General features: G+C 55.1%; 19 protein-coding genes. 8 read left to right on the forward strand and 11 right to left on the reverse strand.

Annotation, left to right across the window (positions count from 1 at the left end; translation table 11 throughout):
• Positions 1-142 precede the first annotated feature (142 nt).
• Entirely contained in the window at positions 143-706 is a 564-nt protein-coding gene (locus tag AC4EYZ_RS22840) for a hypothetical protein (RefSeq protein ID WP_027957562.1), read from the forward strand.
• 125 nt (positions 707-831) lie between these two features.
• On the forward strand, positions 832-1,365 hold the full coding sequence (locus tag AC4EYZ_RS22845; protein WP_027957561.1) for a cytochrome b: 534 nt from the start codon (positions 832-834) through the stop codon (positions 1,363-1,365).
• A gap of 5 nt (positions 1,366-1,370) precedes the next feature.
• Here the strand turns inward: AC4EYZ_RS22845 and AC4EYZ_RS22850 are convergent, their stop codons facing one another.
• The 3 genes from AC4EYZ_RS22850 to AC4EYZ_RS22860 all read right to left on the reverse strand — a co-directional run bounded on the left by AC4EYZ_RS22850 (position 1,371) and on the right by AC4EYZ_RS22860 (position 5,671).
• Positions 1,371-2,552: a vWA domain-containing protein gene (locus AC4EYZ_RS22850; protein WP_474192209.1), complete on the reverse strand. Its 1,182-nt coding sequence runs from the start codon at positions 2,550-2,552 to the stop codon at positions 1,371-1,373.
• A gap of 3 nt (positions 2,553-2,555) precedes the next feature.
• A complete protein-coding gene (locus tag AC4EYZ_RS22855; protein WP_490204043.1) occupies positions 2,556-3,410 on the reverse strand; it encodes an AAA family ATPase in 855 nt (284 codons plus the stop codon).
• A gap of 278 nt (positions 3,411-3,688) precedes the next feature.
• Positions 3,689-5,671: a sigma-54-dependent Fis family transcriptional regulator gene (locus AC4EYZ_RS22860; protein WP_027957559.1), complete on the reverse strand. Its 1,983-nt coding sequence runs from the start codon at positions 5,669-5,671 to the stop codon at positions 3,689-3,691.
• A gap of 287 nt (positions 5,672-5,958) precedes the next feature.
• Between AC4EYZ_RS22860 and AC4EYZ_RS22865 the strand changes: the two genes are divergently transcribed.
• From AC4EYZ_RS22865 to AC4EYZ_RS22875, 3 genes are all read left to right on the forward strand, one after another.
• Positions 5,959-7,773 (forward strand): NAD(P)-binding domain-containing protein, encoded by a 1,815-nt coding sequence (locus tag AC4EYZ_RS22865; RefSeq protein ID WP_490204044.1) that lies wholly within the window; start codon positions 5,959-5,961, stop codon positions 7,771-7,773.
• A gap of 15 nt (positions 7,774-7,788) precedes the next feature.
• Complete coding sequence (locus AC4EYZ_RS22870; protein ID WP_009287013.1) at positions 7,789-8,859, forward strand: 2,3-butanediol dehydrogenase; 1,071 nt, start codon at positions 7,789-7,791, stop codon at positions 8,857-8,859.
• A 539-nt stretch (positions 8,860-9,398) separates the two neighbouring features.
• Positions 9,399-9,995, forward strand: coding sequence for an OmpW/AlkL family protein (locus AC4EYZ_RS22875; RefSeq protein ID WP_027957556.1), 597 nt, complete (start codon positions 9,399-9,401; stop codon positions 9,993-9,995).
• Positions 9,996-10,137: 142 nt separating this feature from the next.
• On the opposite strand, the gene pepQ is transcribed toward AC4EYZ_RS22875, so the two are convergent.
• From pepQ to AC4EYZ_RS22910, 7 genes are all read right to left on the reverse strand, one after another.
• On the reverse strand, positions 10,138-11,436 hold the full coding sequence (gene pepQ / locus AC4EYZ_RS22880) for a Xaa-Pro dipeptidase (protein WP_009287011.1): 1,299 nt from the start codon (positions 11,434-11,436) through the stop codon (positions 10,138-10,140).
• Positions 11,437-11,479: 43 nt separating this feature from the next.
• Positions 11,480-12,391, reverse strand: coding sequence for a LysR family transcriptional regulator (locus AC4EYZ_RS22885; RefSeq protein ID WP_009287010.1), 912 nt, complete (start codon positions 12,389-12,391; stop codon positions 11,480-11,482).
• Between the two features lie 49 nt (positions 12,392-12,440).
• Positions 12,441-13,514 (reverse strand): ABC transporter ATP-binding protein, encoded by a 1,074-nt coding sequence (locus tag AC4EYZ_RS22890; RefSeq protein WP_027957554.1) that lies wholly within the window; start codon positions 13,512-13,514, stop codon positions 12,441-12,443.
• Positions 13,511-14,527, reverse strand: coding sequence for an ABC transporter ATP-binding protein (locus AC4EYZ_RS22895; protein WP_009287009.1), 1,017 nt, complete (start codon positions 14,525-14,527; stop codon positions 13,511-13,513). Before AC4EYZ_RS22895 ends, AC4EYZ_RS22890 begins: the two co-directional genes overlap by 4 nt.
• A gap of 7 nt (positions 14,528-14,534) precedes the next feature.
• Positions 14,535-15,491: an ABC transporter permease gene (locus AC4EYZ_RS22900; protein WP_009287008.1), complete on the reverse strand. Its 957-nt coding sequence runs from the start codon at positions 15,489-15,491 to the stop codon at positions 14,535-14,537.
• Positions 15,488-16,537 carry an ABC transporter permease gene (locus AC4EYZ_RS22905; RefSeq protein ID WP_039859109.1) on the reverse strand — a complete coding sequence of 350 codons (1,050 nt, stop codon included), beginning with the start codon at positions 16,535-16,537 and terminating at the stop codon, positions 15,488-15,490. Before AC4EYZ_RS22905 ends, AC4EYZ_RS22900 begins: the two co-directional genes overlap by 4 nt.
• Before the next feature lie 199 nt (positions 16,538-16,736).
• Complete coding sequence (locus tag AC4EYZ_RS22910; RefSeq protein WP_474191576.1) at positions 16,737-18,317, reverse strand: ABC transporter substrate-binding protein; 1,581 nt, start codon at positions 18,315-18,317, stop codon at positions 16,737-16,739.
• A gap of 297 nt (positions 18,318-18,614) precedes the next feature.
• On the opposite strand from AC4EYZ_RS22910, the gene AC4EYZ_RS22915 reads away from it, so the two are divergent.
• Complete coding sequence (locus AC4EYZ_RS22915; RefSeq protein ID WP_474191575.1) at positions 18,615-19,163, forward strand: hypothetical protein; 549 nt, start codon at positions 18,615-18,617, stop codon at positions 19,161-19,163.
• Between the two features lie 67 nt (positions 19,164-19,230).
• Here AC4EYZ_RS22915 and AC4EYZ_RS22920 read toward each other — a convergent pair whose 3' ends face one another.
• A complete protein-coding gene (locus tag AC4EYZ_RS22920; protein ID WP_022523151.1) occupies positions 19,231-19,617 on the reverse strand; it encodes a glutaredoxin family protein in 387 nt (128 codons plus the stop codon).
• Between the two features lie 275 nt (positions 19,618-19,892).
• On the opposite strand from AC4EYZ_RS22920, the gene mpl reads away from it, so the two are divergent.
• Complete coding sequence (gene mpl, locus AC4EYZ_RS22925; RefSeq protein WP_474191574.1) at positions 19,893-21,302, forward strand: UDP-N-acetylmuramate:L-alanyl-gamma-D-glutamyl-meso-diaminopimelate ligase; 1,410 nt, start codon at positions 19,893-19,895, stop codon at positions 21,300-21,302.
• The gene (locus tag AC4EYZ_RS22930) at positions 21,299-21,943 is read left to right on the forward strand and encodes a flavin prenyltransferase UbiX (protein ID WP_233974644.1); all 645 of its coding nucleotides are present in this window, start codon (positions 21,299-21,301) and stop codon (positions 21,941-21,943) included. Before mpl ends, AC4EYZ_RS22930 begins: the two co-directional genes overlap by 4 nt.

Here is a 21,943-nt window from a genome sequence, read left to right on the forward strand (position 1 = left end):
TACAGTTCTTTTCGACAGATTGTTAACAGTAGTGTTCAGTATCAGTAAAAATGAATGGACGTCGTGGTGAGGCACGTCGCGCTGTCAAAACGGTGATGTTTGCTCTAGGCTTGCGGGTTTTTAGTCGGTGAGGATGATTCAAATGAAGGTCGTACACGTTAACGCAGAGGCCCAGCGCAACGCCTGTCTGGCGCGATTATGCGCTGAGGTTTACGGACAAGAGGCGGGTCTTACGCCGCTGGTCGTGTTCACCGGCACCTGCAGTGTGTTTTTTCCGCAAGAAGCAGCGCGGCTGTTTGCTGCTGTTGATAGACAGGGTAAACCTCAAGCGCTGGCACTACTAGTGCTGGACGAGGAGGGCGAGGGCATGACGGTGACTCACGCCTGCGCGCTTGACCAGGCAGATGCCCAGCAGCGGTTAATCAGCGAACTTACTCTGAAAGCGCCGCTACGTGTCGAAGTGGATAACGCCGAACGAGAAGCGTTCTATCAAAAAAGTGGCATTAAGCGCTGGTTCGGCGGGGTGGATGGAAAGCGTATTGGCTTGGGCGCTCGCCACCCTGCCAAGAGTATTCGCGAATTAGCGCCTACCCTAGTGTTGGATGAAGCGCTTATCCTGCGTCGCTTTAAACATGACCCTAAGGCGTTTGAAACGGCCAAACAGGCATTTTTGAAGGGCTTAAACGATTTCCCGCAGTCGCTTTAATAGCCCTTAGGAAACGCTGCGTTCCAGTTTGTGCAACTAAGTTGCACGTTGTTGCCATGTTATTTACGTGTTGCCCCTATAAAATAAGCATCACGACTAGCTTATTAAAAGAAGGGAGAAGCTGCATGGCATTACCGATAATGGATAACAGTCAACGTTACGGTGCGATTAGCCGCTTGTTGCATTGGGGGATGGCGCTACTGTTTGCTTGGCAGTTTACGAGTGCCACGGCGCACTGGCTTTTTCCGGACACACCCTTTGAAGAGTTCTTCTGGGGAACCCATTACCCAGTGGGTGTATTGCTACTGACCTTAGTCGTACTGAGAGCGATATGGGCGTTGGCCAATGCATCGCGCCGCCCGCCATCGGTGAGCGTTATGGCAAAGTTGGGCCATCTTGCCCTCTACGGCTTGATGATGGTGATTCCGACGATTGCGCTTATTCGCCAGTACGGTTCGGGCCGCTCGCTTGAGGTGTTTGGCTTTACGCTGATGTCAGGTTTTGAAGGCGAGGAAATCACCTGGATGACAGATCTGGGCGGTTTGCTCCACGGTGAGCTGGGCTGGACACTGCTAGCGCTGATAGTAGGGCACATCGTGATGGCCATTTTGCATCGCAAGCTGACTCACCACGACGTGCTGACGCGCATGGCCAGATAATCAGACTACTTCTTTGCTAGCTCGCGCATGGCGGTTTCCAGGCCCTCCATGGTCATGGGGTACATGCGGTCATCGATGATCTCGCGGATAAGTTGGGTCGAGTAAGTGTACTCCCAGGCCCGGGGCTGCATCGGGTTAAGCCACGCCAGGCGAGGAAACGTTTCGCATAAACGCTTAAGCCACACGCCGCCCGCTTCGTCGTTAAAGTGCTCTACGCTACCGCCGGGGTGGGTGACCTCATAGGGCGACATGGCCGCGTCACCGACAATCACGACCTGGTAATCCGCACCGTAGGTGTGCAAAACATCCATGGTCGGGATCCGCTCGTTACCCCGACGCATATTGTTTCGCCAAACCCCTTCGTAAAGGCAGTTATGAAAGTAGTAGTGCTCAAGATGCTTGAACTCTGAACGGGCGGCAGAGAACAGTTCTTCGCAGACGCGAATATGATCATCCATCGAGCCGCCCACATCCAAAAATAGCAGCACTTTAACGGCGTTATGGCGCTCTGGGCGCATCTGCACGTTGAGTAGCCCGGCGTCCTTGGCAGTTTCGCGAATAGTGCTATCCACGTCAAACTCATCTAGCGCCCCTTGGCGGGCAAACTTGCGCAGGCGACGCAGCGCCATTTTGATATTGCGCGTGCCTAATTCCAGAGAATCATCGTAATCGCGGAAGCGTCGCTCGTCCCAGACCTTGGTGGCGCGGCGGTGACGAGAGCCATCCTGGCCAATGCGAATGCCTTCTGGGTTGTAGCCGTAGGCCCCAAACGGGCTGGTGCCGCCGGTGCCGATCCATTTATTGCCCCCCGCGTGGCGCTCTTTTTGCTCCTCCAGGCGTTTTTTAAACGTCTCAATGAGTTCTTCGAGGCCGCCCAGAGATTCGATTTTGGCTTTCTCTTCGTCGGTAAGCTGCTTCTCAAACTCACGGCGTAGCCAGTCGTCAGGGATTAGCGCCTCAATGGCGGCGTCCATATCCTCAAGGCCTTTAAACCAGGCGGCGAAGGCACGATCAAAGCGGTCGAAGTGGCGTTCGTCCTTGACCATCACCGTGCGCGCTACCTGATAAAACGCCTCCATGTCGGCGAACACCACACCGCGTTCCACCACGGCGTGAAGATCCAGCAGCTCGCGTAGCGATACCGGAACGCCCGCGCGTTTTAAGGTCTCAAACAGGCCGATAAACATGGCTTAGCGGCCTGTGCCTTTCTGGCGGCGGATCATAAACGCCAGGCGTTCCAGCAGTTGAGTGTCCTGCTCGTTTTTGACCAGTGCACCTGCCATGGGCGGCAGCGCTTTGGTCGGATCGCGGTTGTAGAGCGCCTCTTGAGCAATATTGTCAGCCATCAGTAGCTTGAGCCAGTCGACTAGTTCAGACGTGGAAGGCTTTTTCTTGAGGCCTGGCGCTTTACGTAGCTCAAAAAATACCTCTAGGGCTTCGCTGACCAGCCGGGGGGCGATATCCGGGAAGTGCACATCGACAATCGCCTGCATGGTCTCGCGGTCAGGGAACTCGATGTAGTGGAAAAAGCAGCGGCGTAGGAATGCATCCGGCAGCTCTTTTTCATTATTCGAGGTAATAACAATAATTGGGCGCTGTTCGGCGCGGATGGTTTCGCCGGTTTCGTAAACGTGAAACTCCATACGATCCAGCTCTTGAAGCAGGTCGTTGGGGAATTCGATATCGGCCTTGTCGATCTCGTCGATCAATAACACTACGCGCTCGTTGGCGGTAAAGGCTTCCCACAGCTTGCCGGGCTTGATGTAGTTGGCGACGTTCTCGACCCCTTCGACACCCAGCTGTGAATCGCGCAGGCGGCTGACCGCATCGTACTCGTACAGACCCTGGGCCGCCTTGGTGCTGGATTTGATATGCCAGGTAATTAACTGGGTATCGAGAGATTCAGCCAACTCTTCGGCCAATAGGGTTTTGCCGGTACCCGGCTCGCCTTTGATCAACAGCGGCCGCTCGAGCACCACGGCAGCATTCACCGCCTGCTTAAGCGCATCGGTTGCGATATAGGAAGAAGTGGAGTCAAACGCCATGGGAGGGCCTCGGCTTGTCGAAAGCGGGTTTATAAAAGGATAAACGGATTCAAACAAGTGTACGTGAGGGTCACCCTCAAGGCCAAGAGGTAGTGGTAGCTGGCATTCTGCACAACACTGTGCCGAGTGCAGGTTTCCGCGAGGGCGCTGTTAACCCATCCGTGGGCGCTACTTTCGCCATCCATGGCGAAAGACCCTCGCTTCAACCTGCCCTCGCACCGTGTTCTCAAGATATGTTGCAGTTATTTCCCAATCAAAAGCTTTGAAGTAGCTTTTTATCACCCCTGCCAATTCGGCGGCACGATGCCCTGGCGCTGCATTTGCCGGTATATCGTGGGCCTTGAAACCCCGAGAGCGCGAGCCACGGCGCTAATGTTCCAGTGCTGCTCCTTGAGCATTTCCAGCAATGTGTGATCGCTGTCGCTACCAGCGTCTGCAGGCAGGGGAGTTGCTTGCCGAGTGATGCGTTGACTTAGGCACTGCTCAGGTAAGTCATGAACGGTGATTTCTTCGTTTTCTGAGGTGGCCAGTGCAAAGGCCAGCGCATTCTTTAGCTGACGGATATTACCGGGCCAGGCGTAAGCTAGTAGGGCGCTAATGGCATCGGCCCGCAGGCGCGGTGATTGGCTGGAGGCTCGCTCCTGGATGATGTCATCAAATACGCGGCGGATAACGTAGAGCTTATCGGCGCGGTCGCGTAGCGCGGGCAGGCGCAGTTGAGCCCCGTTAAGGCGGTAATAGAGGTCTTCGCGGAACTCACCCTGCTGGATCATCGAATCGATATTGCGATGAGTGGCGGTAATCACCCGAATATCAACCTTTTCAGGCTTATTGGCCCCAAGAGGCATCACTTCTCGCTCGGCCAGTACGCGCAGTAGGCGGGTTTGCAGGGCCAGCGGCATATCGCCGATTTCATCTAAAAACAGTGTGCCGCCGTGGGCTTGGGGAATCAGCCCGCGCATGCCTTTGGCGCGCCCGCCGGTAAAGGCGCCGGGCTCGTAACCAAACAGCTCGCTTTCGATCAGCGCTTCGGGAATGGCGGCACAGTTTACTGCGATAAAGGGGCCTTTAGATCGGTTGCCGCTGTCATGCAGAGCACGGGCAACGACCTCTTTGCCGGTGCCGGTTTCTCCGCTAATCAGCACATTGACGCTGGCTTCGTTGCGCAACCGTTCAGCCAGTTTCTGCACTTTGCGCATGGCGGGGTCGTCGGCGCCGAGGCGTACCAGTGGTTCCGGCAGGCTGGAGGCGAGAGGTTGTGCTTGCTGAGCAGGGCGCGGGCGGCGTGGCTCCAGCAGGCTAATAAAGTAGATCGTGTTATCGACCCTGGCGCGAAAAGCACGCAGTTGATCGTCGGTGGCGCTATTAATGCTGAGTACATCGGCGATCTCGCACTCGAATAGCTCCCCCAGCATTGGGGTGTGATGGGCTGACCAGGGTGGCCAACGGCGCTGGTGTTCACTTATCAGATCACGACCCACTGCGTTGGCAGCAATCACTTGCCCGTTCTCTTCAATGGCGATGAGTCCGCGCCCGTTTACATGCACAAACTCTCGTGAGGTATCCAGCCGCACCATCAGGCAGTCACGGTAGCGCTGAAGAAAATAGGCGTCCTCGATCATGCGCGCGTAGAGCGTTACCAGAGAGAGACTAAAATTTTGACTCTCATGCTGGGTAGGCGATTGCAGCGCGGAGATGTCCAGTACGGCCATGACGTTGCCTTGCGGGTCGGCGATGGGCGCGGCAGTGCAGGTAAGCGAAATATGCGAGGCGTCGAAGTGCTCCTGGCGGTGGCAAATAATCGCTTGGCGGTCATGCAGGCAGGTGCCTACGGCACAGGTACCCGCAAAGCGTTCGTCCCAGTCGGCACCGAGGTATAGGCCTGCTTTGCGCAGTTGCTGGTCTTGGTTGGGATCGCCACGAAACTCAACGGTTATCCCACGGTGGTCGGTGAGCAGTAGCACGTAGCCTAGTTGAGCAATTTGCTGATAAAGCTGGTCAACCCCGGCTCTTGCCACGTGCAGTAGTTCATCCACGGATTCCCGGTGCTCGATCAGGATTTGTTGAGGCACCACCCGGGCTGGGCGTGGCTGGGTGGGATCGAGTTGGTACTCGTTTAGGCAGCGCAGCCAGGAGCGTCGAATAGTCGGCTGGGCGGGTAGCTGGGGCATTTCCAAGCCTTCGCCGAGCTGGAAAATATGCTCGATATGCTGGCGCTGGACGGATTGCAGCCGTGCAGGCAGGGACGATTGAGTGGGCATGGCGTGGTTCACCGTGGGGCTTGTTATTGTCCTTCCAGCCTATGCGCTCTGGCGTGGGTGTCAACGCAGCGCTATTACGCCGTTAGTCGTGCGTTACACCTGTAACGTTGTTTACAACTAGATGTGACAGGTGTACGCCTTGGGCAACGCCTAATCGACAACTGTTTTTTAAATTTATTTATATTTTTCATATGCTTGTGGTTTATCTGAAATGATTGGCACGGCGGGTGCTTAGAGTTGGGTGTCTCACCAGCAATTCAACAATAACAAACGATGGAGTACTCACTATGTCCGAGATACCGGCACAAACCCAGCAAACCGCCACGGCTATTGTCCAAGGGTGGCTAAGTGATTTTGATAAAGCGCTGCAAGCCCAGGATATTCAGCGTGTTTTGTCGCTATTTAATGAGGAATGCTACTGGCGCGACTTTGTAACCTTTACCTGGAATTTAAAAACCTGTGAGGGAAAAGATGCTATTCAGGCCATGCTCAATGCGACCCTGGAGAACGTGCGTCCTTCGAACTGGCAGCTAGAAGGCGAAGCTACCCAGAACGGCGATACCAGTGAGGCGTGGTTTACCTTTGAAACAGCGGTCGCCAGCGGCAAAGGCTACTTGCGTCTAAAAGACGGCAAATGCTGGACGCTACTAACCACTATGCAGTCGCTTCATGACTACCCCGAACCGCGTAACCACAACCGCCCAAAAGGAGCTGAGCACGGGGCCAATAAACAGCGTGAAACCTGGTTAGAGTCACGGGAGCGCGAAGAGGCAGAGCTTGGCTATACCCAACAACCTTACTGCGTGATCATCGGTGGAGGCCAAGGTGGGATTGGCCTTGGGGCCCGGCTGAAGCAGATGGGCGTGCCGACCATTATTATCGAGCGCAACGAGCGAGCCGGGGACTCCTGGCGCAAGCGCTATAAGTCGCTCTGCCTGCATGATCCAGTCTGGTACGACCACCTTCCCTATATTCCTTTCCCTGAAAACTGGCCGGTGTTTGCCCCCAAAGACAAGGTGGGCGATTGGCTGGAGATGTACACAAAAGTGATGGAGCTCAATTATTGGAGTTCCACTGAGTGTCAGAATGCACGTTATGACGAAGCCGCAGGCGAGTGGGTGGTTAACGTTAAGCGCAACGGCGAAGAGATCACGCTACGCCCGAAACAGCTGGTAATGGCCACCGGGATGTCGGGTATGCCCAATGTGCCGACATTTCCGGGCGCAGAGAGCTTCGCAGGCGAACAGCAGCACTCTAGCCAGCACCCAGGGCCGGATGCCTACCAAGGTAAAAAGTGTGTGATTGTGGGTTCGAATAACTCTGCTCACGATATTGCCGCGGCACTCTGGGAGCACGACGCCGATGTGACCATGCTGCAGCGTTCATCCACCCATATTGTGAAGTCGGACTCTTTGATGGAGGAAGTGCTGGGGCCGCTCTACTCCGAAGAGGCAGTGGCCAATGGCTTAACCCACGACAAGGCTGATCTGATTTTTGCCTCGATCCCCTACAAGGTGCTTCCGGACTTTCAGCGCCCGGCGTTTGAGGCAATCAAACAGCGCGACGCCGAGTTTTATCAGAAGCTGGAAGACGCGGGCTTTCTGCTCGATTTCGGTGACGATGACTCGGGGCTGTTTTTGAAGTATCTACGCCGGGGCTCAGGTTATTACATCGACGTAGGCGCCTGCGACTTGGTGGCTAACGGTGATATCAAGTTGCGAAGCGGTGTGGGCATTGAGCGCATTAACCCCCACTCCATCACACTTACCGATGGCAGTGAGCTAGAGGCAGATTTGATCGTCTACGCCACCGGCTATGGCTCCATGAATGGCTGGGCGGCGCGGCTTATCTCTCAGGAAGTGGCGGATAAAGTCGGCAAGTGCTGGGGCCTGGGCTCTGACACCACCAAAGACCCCGGCCCTTGGGAGGGCGAACTGCGTAATATGTGGAAACCCACCCAGCAAGAGGCGCTGTGGTTCCACGGCGGCAACCTGCACCAGTCGCGGCACTACTCACACTATTTAGCGCTGCAGTTAAAGGCACGCATGGAGGGGCTGGAAACGCCTGTCTATGGGCTGCAGCCGGTTCATCATACGTCTTAACAGGAAGGGTAACCCATGAGTCAGTCAAGCATGCAGGCAGCGGTTTGGTACGCAGCAAAAGATTTACGCGTTGAGCAAGTTTCGGTTCCCTCTATGAGCGACCCCCATGAAGTGAAAGTGAAAGTGGCTGCCTGTGGTATTTGCGGCAGTGACTTACACGAGTATGCTGCCGGGCCGATTTTTATTCCGGTGGGCAAGCCGCACCCCATTAGCGGCGAACAGGCGCCGATCATTATGGGCCATGAGTTCGCTGGGGAAGTGGTAGAGGTCGGCGAGAAAGTCACGCGGGTGAAGGTAGGCGACCGCGTGGCGATTGAGCCGATCCTTTCCCCCAACAAGGATGGCGCTTATCAGATGGAGCGCTACAACCTCACGCCCTTGCTGGGCTTTCACGGCCTTTCGGGCGGTGGCGGCGGCTTTTCCGAGTTCACCGTGATGGGGGAACATATGGTGCACAAGCTGCCGGATGACCTCAGCTTCGAGCAGGGTGCACTGGTAGAGCCCGCGGCGGTAGCGCTGCATGCGGTGCGCCAAAGCTGCCTGAAAGCCGGGGATAGCGCGGTAGTTTTTGGCGCGGGGCCAATTGGCTTGATGACCATTGAAGCGCTAAAAGCCGCAGGCGCTGCTCAAATATATGCCGTTGAGGTCGCGCCTTCACGGAAAGCCAAAGCCGAAGCGTTAGGGGCCATTGTGGTTGACCCACAGCAGGAGGATGCGGTTACGAAGCTACAAGCCTTGAGTGGTGGCGGGGTAGACGTGGCGTTTGAAGTCACCGGCATTCCTGACGTGCTGAATCAGGCGTTGCACAGCACCCACGAAGGGGGCGAAGTGGTGGTGGTGAGTATCTGGGAAGGAGAGGCCAGCTTCCAGCCTAACGACCTAGTCATCAAAGAGCGCACCATGAAGGGCATTATTGCCTATCGCCATGTTTACCCAGCGGTAATGGCACTGATGCAGCGGGGCTACTTCCGCGCCGAGGACATGGTGACCCAGCGCATTCCACTGGCGGATATCGTGGAGGAGGGCTTTGAGGCGCTTCTAAACGACAAAGCCCAAGTGAAAATCATCGTGACACCCAACCACTAATCTGAGGATTCCGAAGCGTAAACAAACGCATATGATGCTTTGTGATGCAAAAAGGCTTCAAAGTGCGCAATGCTGGTGCATTTTGTTTGCTGCAGTGCGTCGGAGGTTGATGTCAGTGAAGAGGTTTTTTATTAACCATATGATTTTTAATGATATTTAAAAAATTGGCACGCAGATCGCAATGTATATGGCAAAGGATGAGTGAATAGAGAGGCGTAATTAACTATCTGGCTTCTTTTCCTTCTTCATCCACGTTGCTACCGGCTGGTAGCAACAAACCGAGTGAGCTGGCGTGCTCCACCTGGTCCCCTTCGGGGGACTTTTTTTTGTGCCCGGATTTTATGCCTGAGTTTATGCAAGAGTTTTATGCCAGAACTTTACGCATAGGAAAAACTATCAGGGTGCAGTTTCTTATAACAATATTTTACAAGCAATTTGGAAACAGTGTTCGTATACTATACTCTGTACAGGTAAGTTGGATAGCAAGTACCGCAATCCCCAAGCGCAAGGAACTGCGCGCTGCATAGAGGATGACCCTTATGAGTAATATGAAACTGATTTCTGCTGCTGTAATCACTGCCGGTTTCGCACTGGCAAGCCAGGCGGCTCTCGCTTATAACGCTGGCGATGTATTCGTTCGTGGTGGTGTTGCCCAAACGGATACGGGGTCAGGTAATGGCAATCTGAATGGTGATTCACTGAACGTGCAGAGCGCTCGCGGCTTCACCTTTGGTGCTGGTTACCTGTTTACTGATAAGGTTGGCGTTGAACTCAACAGCTCTGAGAAGTTCGAGCACGATCTGAACACCTCTGCCTTAGGCGATGTGGGTAGTGTTGATCGTCTACCTGTTAATCTACTCGTGAATTACTACCCGATGGGTGGCCTGGATTCACGTGTACAGCCTTACGTTGGTGCTGGCCTTAACTACACACGCTTCTCTGGTGAGCCGAGTGGTGTGAATGTTGATGAAAGCTACGGCGCGATCGGCCAAGTAGGGGTTGATCTGGCTGTGACTGATAATATTATGCTCAATGGTTACGCAAGCTACGCTGACGTGAACGCAGATATCAACGTCGGTGGTGAAGTTGACATCGAACCCGTCACCATTGGCGGTGGTGTTACTTACCGCTTCTAAGTTTTACTAGACATTAGCTTTACTGGATTTTAGCTTTGCCTAGGTTTTAGCTTTGTTAAGTCTTCTGAAATATCACTACGCCCGGCCTTGAGCCGGGCGTAGTGCGTTGTAGAGTGTCGATTAGCAAGACGTTACAGAGGGCTTATGGTGTTAAGTTATCAAAGCCGCTCTCTGTCACTGCTACGTTATCTTCGATACGAATACCGCCACAGGATGAGAGTTGGTCGACCAACGGCCAGTTAATGGGCAGTGAGGTGTTGCGCAGCGGGTCGAGCAGCATGGCGATAAAATAGAGCCCGGGTTCAATGGTAACGACCATGCCAGGGCGCAGCATGCGCGTCAGCCGTAGCGCTGGGTGCTGCTCTGGCGCAGGGGCGGGCGTGCCATCTGGGTGGCGTAACCCGGCCACATCATGCACTTGAAGGCCCAGCGAGTGGCCCAGTCCATGAGGGCAGAATACCCGCGTAATGCCCTCGGCAACCGCTTGTTCTGCAGTGCCTTTAAACAGATCATTAGCCACCAATATTTCACCCAGGTGGTGATGCATCTGCTCGTGCAGTGCTAAAAAGTTAACGCCAGGGGCTACGCCTTTGACTAACTCATCTTTCAGCCCATGCATGGCGGTGACCAGTTCGCCAAACGCGACGGGGGCATCGGGGCCAGCGTATGTGCGGGTAATATCGGCGCAGTAACCTCGAAAGCGGCGACCCGCATCCACTAGCAAGCTATAGCGCTGTTTAGGCGCGTTAAGGTCGTAGTGTTGATAATGCAGCACGCCAGCATGCTCATTTAAACCAATAATATTTTGGTAGGGCACGTTTGATTCGCGCTGGCGACTCGCTGCTAAGTACGCCAGCTGAATATCCAGCTCACCGGCGGCGCCGATAAAGGCGGCCTGGGATGCCTGATGGCCCGCTATCGCTAAACGGTTGGCTTCACGGAGACAGGCAATCTCATAGGGCGTTTTAAACAGCCGTAATTCATCAAGGGCATGCACTATGCGTTCAGGGTGATGTTCAGCTTTTAGCGCCTGTTGGATGCTGATGGGAAGACGCTCGATATCTCCAATAACGACGGCATTTCCCGAAAGCGATGGGGAGACTTTCTCGCTGCATAAGTGGATATCAAACGTCTCTACCCAGGGCTCATCGGGTAGCTGAGTGGGCAAGTGCCAAAAGTCGGCGGGCGCATACAAGTAGAGCTGGGGGCGCTCTCCCGGCTGAATAATCAGCCAGCTATGCTGCACATCGGCTAAACCCACCCAGTGCATAAAATGCCCGTAAGCCTGAAAAGGAGGAGCGTGGTCATCTGCAAAATGGTCGCTGGCATGGCCACTGTAAATTGCCAGGCTATCGAGCCCGTGGTCGGTCAAAATATCCGAATAAGCACGCTGTAGGTGCGCTATATGCTCGCGTTGCAGGTTAAATAGGGTGGTTGACATACAAAGCTGTGCCCTCTCTTAAGTAAGGTTTCTCAAATGGGGGTCATACACGGGGCGGCGCAAGTTCGCTCCACAGGCTATCCAGCTCAGCGTGGCGATGATTTTGATGACGGTATAGCCGTAGCTCCATAGGCACATCCCAGCGACTATCGCCCGCTCTTACCAGCGTGCCTTGAGCAAGCTCTGCTGCGACGTTGCGCTCTGGCAGCCAGCTCATGCCGTAGCCAAGTAGCACCAGCTCTTTAATACCCGCCGCGTAGAGATTTTCACTCTGCGCAGTTAAATAGGTGGTTTGGGGGAGCCTGGCTAGGTGTGCTTTAACCGCAGACCCCAACAACCCACGCTTGGGGTAGGCAAGCCAAGGCAGCGGTTGATGGCGCGAGCCAGGCAGCAGTGCGTGCGGTTCTCCCTCTGGGTTTAACCCAGTTACTGGAATCAGTCGTTCATGACCAATCACACGATAATTGCAGGCGCTGGTGTCGATCTCCAGATCGCAGCGCCCAATCGGCCAGTAACAGATAGCCAGGTCGCACTCGGCACGCGCTAAGGCTTGAAAGTAGTCATTGGCCACCCAGCCGGTCGCCCGCAAATACGGCTGTACGCGATCTTGCCACCCCGTAGACGCCAACCATTCCGGTAAAAAATGCGGCAACAGGCTCTGCGGTGCTGCGACCATAATGCGCCGCTGCTGGCCAGCGTTAATTTCGCGCACCCGGTCACGGGTCAGCCGCACCCGGTCGGTCACCTGTTCGCACAGGGTCAAAAACTCCTCCCCGGCCGGGGTGAGTGAGAGCGGCAGCGTTTGACGATTAATCAGCGTTACGCCCATCTCCTCCTCAAGCAGTTTAATCCGCCGGGAGAAGGTGGGTTGGGTAACGTTTTGATCATCTGCTGCGCGTGAGAAGTGCCGCGTTCTGGCCAGGGCGATAAAATCTTCTAGCCAGCGAATTTCCATGCTCTACCTCTCAGCGCCTGGGGTCGCTGTATCGAATACGACGCCCGCTTCATAGGCGTCCCTCCTCAACAGCGTGGCACGCCACTCGGGTTCCGTCATCCTGTGTTTGCAGCAAGGGGATCTCTTGCTTACAGCGCGCATTGGCATGGGGGCAGCGGCCATGAAACACGCAGCCGCTAGGCAGGTTAACCGGGGTCGGCACTTCGCCGGTGAGACGAATATGCTGGGGCCGGTCATCCTTCAAGCGTGGAATGGCCGAGAGCAGCGCCTGGGTATAGGGGTGGCGCGGCTTATCGAACAGTGTCGCGGTGGTGGCAACTTCACACACCGTGCCTAAGTACATCACCGCCACGCGGGTGCCAAAGTGCTCCACGACGGCTAGGTCGTGGGTAATGAACAGGTAGGTCAGATTGCGCTCTTGCTGGGCTTCCATCAGCAGGTTGAGCACCTGGGCTTGAATCGAGACGTCCAGTGCGGAGATAGGCTCATCGGCAACGATAAACTCAGGGTCAACGGCCAGGGCGCGGGCAATGGCAATACGCTGCCGCTGGCCGCCGGAGAACTCGTGGCCAAAGCGTTTGCCCCAGTCCGGGTCAATTCCCACTGAGCGCATCACTTCCTCTACCTTGTCGAGAATTTGCGGTCGCTTCCAATCAGGGTGGTGCAGGCGTAGCGGTTCTTCCAGGGTTTGCTGAATGGTCATGCGTGGGTTGAGCGACGCATAAGGGTTCTGGAAGATCATCTGCATCCGCTTGCGATACGGCAGCAGTTGGCGCGAGCTTAAGTTATCGATGCGGTTGCCGTCGTAGCGAATCTCACCCTCTGTTGGGGTCAGCAGCCCCATGACGGTTCGCGCCACGGTGGACTTACCGCAGCCCGACTCACCGACCACGCACAGCGCTTCACCGCGTTTGATATCCAGATTCACACCATTAATGGCGTGAACGTGCTCTTGGTGGCGAACCAGCTTACCGCCCTTAAAGCGCAGCTGATCGAGAAAATCCCCAGAGAGCGAGAAGCGCTTTTTCAAGTCGCGAATCTGCAGTAGCGAATCAGCGCTCTGTTCGTTCTGACGTGGAGTAGGATTATGGCTGTCCGTTATAGCCTCAGCGTGCGCACTCATGAGGTTTCCTCCTTCAAACGGCGATCTTCGAGCATTTCAGCCACCATATGACACGCCACACGGCAATTGCCGGATTCGACAAATTCAGGCACCTGCTGGGTGCAGGCGGGGCGGGGCTGGCCATCGGCACGATTGATAAAATCGCAGCGCGGATGAAACGCGCAGCCGCTGGGCAGGTTAGAGAGTGACGGCATGCTGCCGCGAATCTGATTGAGCTTTTCACCCGGCGTTGCCATCTGAGGCAGGGCGTTGATTAACCCCTGGGTGTAAGGGTGCTGCGGGTCGTTGATAATCTCCCGTGTTGGCCCTTGCTCAATGACTCGGCCAGCGTACATGACCAGCATGCGCTGGGTGACCTGGCTGACCACGCCCAGGTCGTGGGTGATCAGAATAAGCCCCACATTGTGCTGCTCGCAGAGATCAAGTAGCAGCGCCATGATCTCGGCTTGAATGGTCACATCAAGTGCCGTGGTGGGCTCGTCGGCAATGATAATGTCCGGGTCGAGGAGCAGCGCAATGGCAATAATAATCCGCTGACGCATACCGCCTGAAAGCTCGTGAGGGTACTGATCCAGGCGCGTTTCCGGCGAAGGGATTTGCACCTGTTGGAGTTTGTCCAGGGCGATCGCACGGGCTTCTTTGGAAGAGATGCGCCGGTGGGCTTTTAAGCACTCGACCATCTGCTCGCCAATGGAGAGCACCGGATTAAGCGTCATCATTGGGTCTTGGAAGATCATCGAAACGCGGTTGCCGCGTACTTTACGCAGGCCACGCTCAGACATGCGGTTAAGCACCTGACCGTCAAACGTCACCGTACCGCCGGCGATAAAGCCCGGTTTGGCGATCAAGTTGAGCAGCGAAAACGCGGCAACCGATTTGCCTGCGCCGGACTCACCGACAATACCCAGGCGCTCACCGCGCTCAAGGCTGAAACAGATATCGCGCAGGGCGTGCACCTCACCCTGGCGCAGCGCAAAGCGTACATCGAGGTTGTTGACTTCAAGTAGTGCCATGGTGTCCTCAGCCTTTGTAGAGTCGTGGGTTCATGACATCACGCAGCCAATCGCCGAGTAGATTGATCGACAGCACCAGTACCACCAGAACTGCACCTGGGATCAAGGTGATCCACCAGGAGCCGGACTGGATGTAGTCAAAGCCAGATTTGATCAGTGAGCCAAGCGAGGGGTGGGTCTCTGGCATCCCCAGTCCCAGAAACGAAAGCGCCGCTTCAGAGATAATCGCGTTGGCAATCTGCACGGTAGAGATAACGAATATCGGTGACATGGTGTTGGGCAGCACGTGGCGGAACATAATCCGTTTGCTGCGTAGGCCCATCACGCGGGCGGCATCAACGTACTCTTTGTTTTTCTCTGCCAGCACTGAGGCGCGCACGGTACGGGCATACTGAGGCCATTCGGCCAGGCCGATAATCAGAATCAGCATCATCACCGCGTACTGGCTATAGAAGGCGCTACCCATGGTCGCTTTGACCAAAGCGCCCACCACGATAGCGACCATAAGTGTCGAGAATGACAGCTGAATGTCTGCCAGGCGCATCAAAATCGTATCGACACGGCCGCCCAGGTAGCCCGCCATTAGGCCGAAGGTGACCCCTAGCAGCGCCTGCAAAATAACCGCACCGAAACCAATCAGCAGCGATACGCGGGTGCCATATAGCACAATCGACCATAAGTCGCGCCCCTGGGCATCGGTACCTAGCGCGTAACGCTCATCTGCACCGTCAATCCAGAAGGGCGGCAGTTCAGATGACATAATGTCTATCTGGGATAGGTCGTAAGGGTTCGTGGGCGCCAGCAGCGGTGAGGCAAAGGCGGCGATAACCATGCAGATAAACACAGCCAGGCAGAGCTGGGCGGTGCGGTCACGCTTGAAGCTGTACCATATATAGGAGTCGCGCAGGCGTTCCCAGCGGCTGGGTGAGGCGCTCGCTGGGGAGGAATTGTTGGTGGTGCTCATGCGGGCTTCCCAGTCAGTTTAACGGTGGGGTTCACCATGCCGTAGATGAGATCCACGATGGTGTTAGTGACGACAAAGATCACGCCGACGATCATCAGGTAGGTCACAATCAGCGGTATATCGGCGCGGTTGATCGCATCCAAAAACATCAAACCCATGCCGGGCCATTGGAAAACGGTCTCGGTCAAAATGGTGTAGGCCACCATGGTGCCGATCTGTACGCCGCCCACGGTAATCACTGGTAGCATGGTGTTTTTAAGGGCGTGAACGAAATACACCCGGCGCATAGAGATGCCTTTAGCGCGGGCATACTTGACGTACTCCGACTGCAGGACTTCCATCATTTCGGCGCGAATCAGACGGATAAACAGCGGTAGCATAATGGAGGCCAGTGAGACCGCCGGCAGCACTAGATGCTGTAAACCGTTCCAAGTTGCCAGGTTGGTGTCCCAGTTGCCCACCACGTTAACGAGATCATAACCACGGCCGAAGGAGGGCATATTGCCTTCGGTGGAGAAGAAGTCATTCAGCCATGCGCCCCAGCCGGTACTTTCGGGGAACAGTGTGACAGTGACGCCGATGGCGAAGATTTGAATCAGTACGATCGCGGTCAAGAACACTGGAATCGAGATACCGATAATCGATATACCCATAAACAGGCGTGAAATCGGTGAGCGCGGTTTGATGGCGCTATATACCCCAATGGGTACCGAAAGCAGCACAATAATCAGCGTCGCGGCAAATACCAGCTCCAGGGTGGCGGGTAAGTGGCGAGCAATTACTTCTAACGCCGGTTCGCGATAAAAGTACGAGTAGCCAAAATCGCCTTGAACGGCGTTTTTAGCAAAACGAGCGTACTGCACCAGGAAGGGGTCATTGAGGCCAAAGCGCTCGCGAATCTCTTCACGCTCGCTCTCTGGCACTGACTGGCCAACCATCTGCTGTATGGGGTCACCCAGGTTATCCTGAATGGCGAAGGCCAGCACGCTGATGACAAACATCACCAAAATCGCGTGCATCAGCCGCTTGATTAAAAAGGCAATCATGGCGTACGCCACCTATATGAGGGGTTCATCAAAGGGAGTAGGGGCATGTTATGCAGAATTCTCACAGACGCGAACTGCCAGCTAAAAGGCTTCGCCCCCTAAACGCTTAGGGAGCGAAGCATCCTTGCGGTTTACTTGTTGGCTGTTAACGCTGCAGTGACTCTTTTCTAGGCATTTAATCAATCAGCGCTGTGAGCGCTTAATCGTCGCTGCGATTAATGACCAAGTCACCCAGGTAGGGGAAGTCAAGGGCGTTGACTACAGGCTCAATCTCAACCCCTTCAGCGGCTGCGTAGGCAAGGTTCTGCCAGTGCAGTGTGATATAGCCGACGTCTTCATAGAGCATGGCTTCGGCTTCGCGCAGCATTTCGTTGCGTTTTTCCAGATCGGTTTCGCTATCGGCTTCGGTGACGAGTGCGTCGATCTCTTCGTTGCAGTAGCCACCGTAGTTGTACTGGCCAGCACCGGTCTCTTCATCGAAGCAGAAGGTTAGATACTGGAAGAAGTTAGCGGTATCTTCAGTATCCGCGTGCCAGCCGATCATCGCCATATCGGATTGGCGGGTATCGTACTCAGGCCAGTACTGCGCCAGGGGCATGGTACGCAGGTCAACGTCAATATTGATTTGTGCCAGCATGTTGGCGACCGCTTGGGCGATCTGGGCATCGTTTACGTAGCGGTTGTTGGGGGCAATCATTTCAACGCTGAAGCCGTCTGCGTAGCCCGCTTCGGCCATTAGCTCTTTGGCGCGTTCAATATCGTAGCGTGGCGTTAAGTCTGGGTTGTGACCGGAGTAACCTTTGGGTGATAACTGTCCGGCGGGCGTCGCGAAGCCGCGCATTAAGCGGTCGGCAATGGCTTCCTGGTTAATGGCCAAATCAACCGCTTGACGAACGCGGGCATCCTGAAAGGCTTCAACGCGGTCTTCGTTCATTTGGAAGCCAATGATACGCGTACCGTCAACCTCAACCAGATTAACGCCGTCGGCCTCGCGTACGCGATCCAAATCGTTGGGAGGCACGGCATCAATAAAGTCGACACCGCCAGAGAGCAGGGCGGCAACCCGTGAGGCGTTCTCAGCGATGGGCGTCAGCACGATATTAGAGACGTTGCCTTCGCTTTCGGTATCCCAGTAATCTTCAAAGCGCTCAAAATCTACCCGTACACCCTGACGGCGGTCAGTCACCATGAACGGGCCAGTACCGGAAACATTGCGCGAGGCAAATGAGTTGCCTGCTTTAACAATTTCAGCTTTGTCGTTGCCGTCGTCGGTTTCACCGCTATAGAACTCGCTATCCATCGGGAAGATGTAGGTAGCCAGGTTGAGCAGCAGCGGGTAAGGTTCGGTGGTGACGATCTCAACGGTGTAATCGTCAACGGCTTCGGCGCTGGCAACCGGCTCAAAAATAGCGCGATAGTCAGGGCTCTCTTTTAGACGCTCAATGGTCCATACCACGTCATTGGCGGTGAATTCGTTACCTGAGTGGAAAGTAACGCCTTCACGCAAGGTCATGCGCATGGTGGTTTCGTCGACCTGTTCCCACTCGGTGGCTAAGCGCGGCTCAAACTCAAAATCTTTTGTCCAGCGAACTAGCGGATCGAATGCCATATGAGAAAAGCGCAGCACACCGCCAGAAAGCTGCTCATGGAGGTCGAGTGTTTCAGGGTCAGCGGAGTAGCCAATACGCAGGGTTTCAGCACTTGCGGTCATCGGTAGCAACGTCGTACCCGCAACCACTGCACCAATAACGGAAGCCAGTAAGGTTTTCTTGAGCGTCATCATCGTTCCCTTAAATCATTGTTTATTTTTCGTTTTACCGCCGTTTTCTTGGCTAGAAGCACCCTTCCCGCCAGGAAAGCGTCGGCAAAACAGACACGGTCAGTTGTTAAGCCTATTTACAACACAAGCGCACAACCTAGGCTTACAACATAGAGAGTGCCTATCGCGTCATACAATCGAAATAATGACAGGCATCATTCGTCTACTGAATGATGGGGCTAATAGCGGCATGCTGAAGGCTTGTTTTAAGACGAAAGTAGTAAGCGAAAAGCGACACATAATAGGACGGAAAATCTTATGTGGAAAAAAATTGGGATAGCGTTGATGGGGTCTTGGCTACCTATCACTGGTTTTGCTACTGAGCCTGTGGGGCAAGGTCCTCCTGATCAAGGTGGCTCTGAGCGCGCGGCGCCTGAAATAGCAGGGTCGTTGGATGATGAGCTACGCGAGTGGTTTATTTTACGCCATGGTAATGACTCAAATGCCTCATTCGTAGAGCTAGGCGACGATATCAATATTGATATCACAGGCTCTGTTGACGATGAGACGTGGGAAGGCGAGGAGGCGCTCTCTATTAGCCTGACCGTGAACGAAGAGCAGTTGACCAATGCAGTGGTTATTTATTCCATTGGGGCTTCTATTGCCCCGCCGCTATTCACCTCTGAAGGGGGGGAAGTAGTAGTAACGCTGACTCACTATGACCGTACCAGCCAAACGGTTCACGTAGCAGGGAAAATAGAGGGGGAGCTGCTACTGCAAGTCGAGCTAGGTGAACCGCCAAGCCAGGAAGAGGGCATTGAGATCGACGTGGTGTTCGATGTAGAGGCGCAAAAAGTAGAGTTCTAATGCCCAGGTCGACGTTTGCCGACCTGGTGACAAGACCTCAGTGGCTATCCATGTCCATCAAAAGCGCTTAACCGAACTGCTGGTGCAGCCAGGCATTAATAGTGTCAGATTCGTACATCCACTCTTCACGCCCATCGTCGTGGGTGATTCTCAAGCAGGGCACTTTGACTTTGCCACCCCCTTCCAAGAGCGCCTGCTTATGGGCAGGATCAAGTTGAGCATCACGTACCTCAATGTTTAAACCCAGCCGCGCTATCTCTTTGCGCACCTTGATGCAGAAAGGGCAGGTGCGAAATTGGTACAGCGCAAGGTTCTGGCACGCTTGATCCACCTTGGCTTGCTCTTCAGGCGTACGCTCTACTGACTTAGGCGTGGAAAGCTTCTCGGAAATCAGCATGACCGGGGCGAGCACCAAGCGAAGACCACGAAAGAAATAGCGAATTAAAATGCGCATCGAAAAAGGCTCCTGTGCTGAGATGTTGGCTTACATCAGCGTGACAAGTGGGAAGAAAGGGGTAGTCATCATAAGTAAACAGTGGCCGCATCCTGCAACAACTAAAGAGATTTGTCACTTGAGTGGTGCTTTGTCAGCGTTTATGGCGATGAATAGATGAGCAAATAGCCTCAACATGCTAGGCTGCTTAGCTATTTTTTAAACCGGTGGCTATTTTTACGCCATTTTTTGGCTTTTAGTAAATTAGTTTATGGGCGATTAACGGGGCGAGAGCCATGCATCTGCATATTATGGGTATCTGCGGCACCTTTATGGGTAGCCTGGCACTGCTGGCGCGTGAAATGGGGCACCAGGTGAGTGGCTCCGATCAGAATGTTTACCCACCCATGAGCACCCAGTTGGTTGATGCGGGCATCACCTTAATGGAGGGCTACCACGCCGAGCATCTGTCGCCAGCGCCGGATCTTGTCGTGGTGGGCAATGCCTTGTCACGGGGCAATGAAGAGGTTGAAGCGTTACTCAATAGCGGCCTGCCGTATACCTCGGGGGCGCAGTGGTTGGCGGAGCACGTGCTGCCCGGCCGACGCGTCATTGCCGTGGCAGGTACCCATGGTAAAACCACCACCGCCAGTGTATTAGCCTGGCTTTTAGAGAGTGCCGGCTTAGCGCCGGGGTTTTTAATCGGTGGCGTGCCACGTAATTTTGGCGTATCGGCGCGTTTGGGTGATCCGCAAGCGCCGTTTGTGGTGGAAGCTGACGAGTACGACACGGCGTTCTTTGATAAACGTTCCAAGTTTGTTCATTATCGTCCGCATATCGCCATCCTCAACAATCTTGAGTTTGACCACGCCGATATCTTCCCCGACCTGGCAGCCATTGAGCGCCAGTTCCATCACCTGGTGCGCACCGTGCCAAGCCAGGGGCACCTATTAGTTGCTGATGAGCAGCCCGCCCTTGAACGTGTTCTGAGCCAGGGCACCTGGACGCCGGTAGCGCATTTTGGCGATCAGGCCGCGAGCGAATGGCAGCTTAAACTAGAGCGCGCCGACGCCAGTCGTTTCCAGGTGATTTATAGCGCTGGCGAGTCTGGTCAGGATACCCATGGACAAGAGGAGGACGGGGTCGTCGAGTGGGCGCTAACCGGCGAGCATAACGCCCGCAATGCGTTGGCAGCGCTGGCGGCGGCGCATTTGTGTGGGGTTGATTTAGCCCGTGGCTGTGCGGCGCTGGCGCGTTTTGAAACACCCAGAAGGCGCCAGGAGGTGCGCGGCGAAATCAATGGCATTCAGGTGATCGATGATTTCGCCCACCACCCCACGGCGATTGCCGCCACGCTTAAAGGGCTACGAGCTGCAACCACGAAGGGGCGCTTGCTGGCGGTCATTGAGCCGCGCTCCAACACTATGCGTTTAGGTGCACTGCGCGAGCGGTTAATTGAGAGCGTGGCTGACGCTGATGGCGTGTTTTGGTTTCAGCCTGCCGGGCTTGACTGGTCGATGGACGAGCTGGTTGCCACGCAAGGTGCGCATGCCCAGCTGTTTAGCGATATTGATACGCTGGTGGCAGCAGTGGTCACTCAAGCGTCACCGTTGGATCGCATTGTGGTGATGTCCAACGGTGGCTTTGAGGGCGTGCATGAACGCTTGCTCGCCGCATTAGCCGCAGCCAAGGAGGGGAATGCGTGACAGATAGAGCCGACGCATCGTTCAAAAAACCGATTACCGTGGCACTCACCGGCGCATCCGGGGCTCAATACGGTTTGCGCTTGATCGATGTACTAGTCGCCGCAGGTCATGAAGTGTGGGTCATGATTTCGAAAGCTGCGCACATGGTCATCGCCACAGAAACAGATATTGAGCTACCCGCCCAGCCCCAGCGTTTAGCCGAGGCGCTGAGTGAGCGCAGTGGGGCACAGCCTGGTCAGATCCGCTGCTTTGGCCGCGAAGACTGGATGGCGCCGGTGGCATCAGGCTCTGGCGCGCCCTCCGCCATGGTGGTGTGCCCGTGCTCTACCGGCACGCTTTCTGCCGTCGCAACGGGGGCTAGCAATAACCTGATTGAGCGGGCGGCGGACGTGGCGATTAAAGAGCGCCGAACGCTGGTGCTGGTGCCGCGGGAAAGCCCATTTTCGCCGATTCACTTGGAGCACATGCTGACATTGAGTCGCTTGGGAGTGGTCATCTTACCGGCAGCCCCAGGATTTTATCACTGTCCACAAACCATTGATGATCTGATTGATTTTATTGTCGCGCGTATTCTTAACCAGTTGGGAATCGAGCATTCGCTGGTGCCTCGCTGGGGAGAGGTTGGAGATAAGGATGAGTGA

The organism is Vreelandella sp. 162(4c) (assembly GCF_058152265.1).

Excerpts from the sequence above, each read along its gene's own strand:
- AC4EYZ_RS22840 (WP_027957562.1), top strand. The coding sequence starts at position 143 with ATGAAGGTCGTACACGTTAACGCAGAGGCCCAGCGCAACGCCTGTCTG.
- AC4EYZ_RS22845 (WP_027957561.1), top strand. The coding sequence starts at position 832 with ATGGCATTACCGATAATGGATAACAGTCAACGTTACGGTGCGATTAGC.
- AC4EYZ_RS22850 (WP_474192209.1), bottom strand. The coding sequence starts at position 2,552 with ATGTTTATCGGCCTGTTTGAGACCTTAAAACGCGCGGGCGTTCCGGTA.
- AC4EYZ_RS22855 (WP_490204043.1), bottom strand. The coding sequence starts at position 3,410 with ATGGCGTTTGACTCCACTTCTTCCTATATCGCAACCGATGCGCTTAAG.
- AC4EYZ_RS22860 (WP_027957559.1), bottom strand. The coding sequence starts at position 5,671 with ATGCCCACTCAATCGTCCCTGCCTGCACGGCTGCAATCCGTCCAGCGC.
- AC4EYZ_RS22865 (WP_490204044.1), top strand. The coding sequence starts at position 5,959 with ATGTCCGAGATACCGGCACAAACCCAGCAAACCGCCACGGCTATTGTC.
- AC4EYZ_RS22870 (WP_009287013.1), top strand. The coding sequence starts at position 7,789 with ATGAGTCAGTCAAGCATGCAGGCAGCGGTTTGGTACGCAGCAAAAGAT.
- AC4EYZ_RS22875 (WP_027957556.1), top strand. The coding sequence starts at position 9,399 with ATGAGTAATATGAAACTGATTTCTGCTGCTGTAATCACTGCCGGTTTC.
- pepQ (WP_009287011.1), bottom strand. The coding sequence starts at position 11,436 with ATGTCAACCACCCTATTTAACCTGCAACGCGAGCATATAGCGCACCTA.
- AC4EYZ_RS22885 (WP_009287010.1), bottom strand. The coding sequence starts at position 12,391 with ATGGAAATTCGCTGGCTAGAAGATTTTATCGCCCTGGCCAGAACGCGG.
- AC4EYZ_RS22890 (WP_027957554.1), bottom strand. The coding sequence starts at position 13,514 with ATGAGTGCGCACGCTGAGGCTATAACGGACAGCCATAATCCTACTCCA.
- AC4EYZ_RS22895 (WP_009287009.1), bottom strand. The coding sequence starts at position 14,527 with ATGGCACTACTTGAAGTCAACAACCTCGATGTACGCTTTGCGCTGCGC.
- AC4EYZ_RS22900 (WP_009287008.1), bottom strand. The coding sequence starts at position 15,491 with ATGAGCACCACCAACAATTCCTCCCCAGCGAGCGCCTCACCCAGCCGC.
- AC4EYZ_RS22905 (WP_039859109.1), bottom strand. The coding sequence starts at position 16,537 with ATGATTGCCTTTTTAATCAAGCGGCTGATGCACGCGATTTTGGTGATG.
- AC4EYZ_RS22910 (WP_474191576.1), bottom strand. The coding sequence starts at position 18,317 with ATGACGCTCAAGAAAACCTTACTGGCTTCCGTTATTGGTGCAGTGGTT.
- AC4EYZ_RS22915 (WP_474191575.1), top strand. The coding sequence starts at position 18,615 with ATGTGGAAAAAAATTGGGATAGCGTTGATGGGGTCTTGGCTACCTATC.
- AC4EYZ_RS22920 (WP_022523151.1), bottom strand. The coding sequence starts at position 19,617 with ATGCGCATTTTAATTCGCTATTTCTTTCGTGGTCTTCGCTTGGTGCTC.
- mpl (WP_474191574.1), top strand. The coding sequence starts at position 19,893 with ATGCATCTGCATATTATGGGTATCTGCGGCACCTTTATGGGTAGCCTG.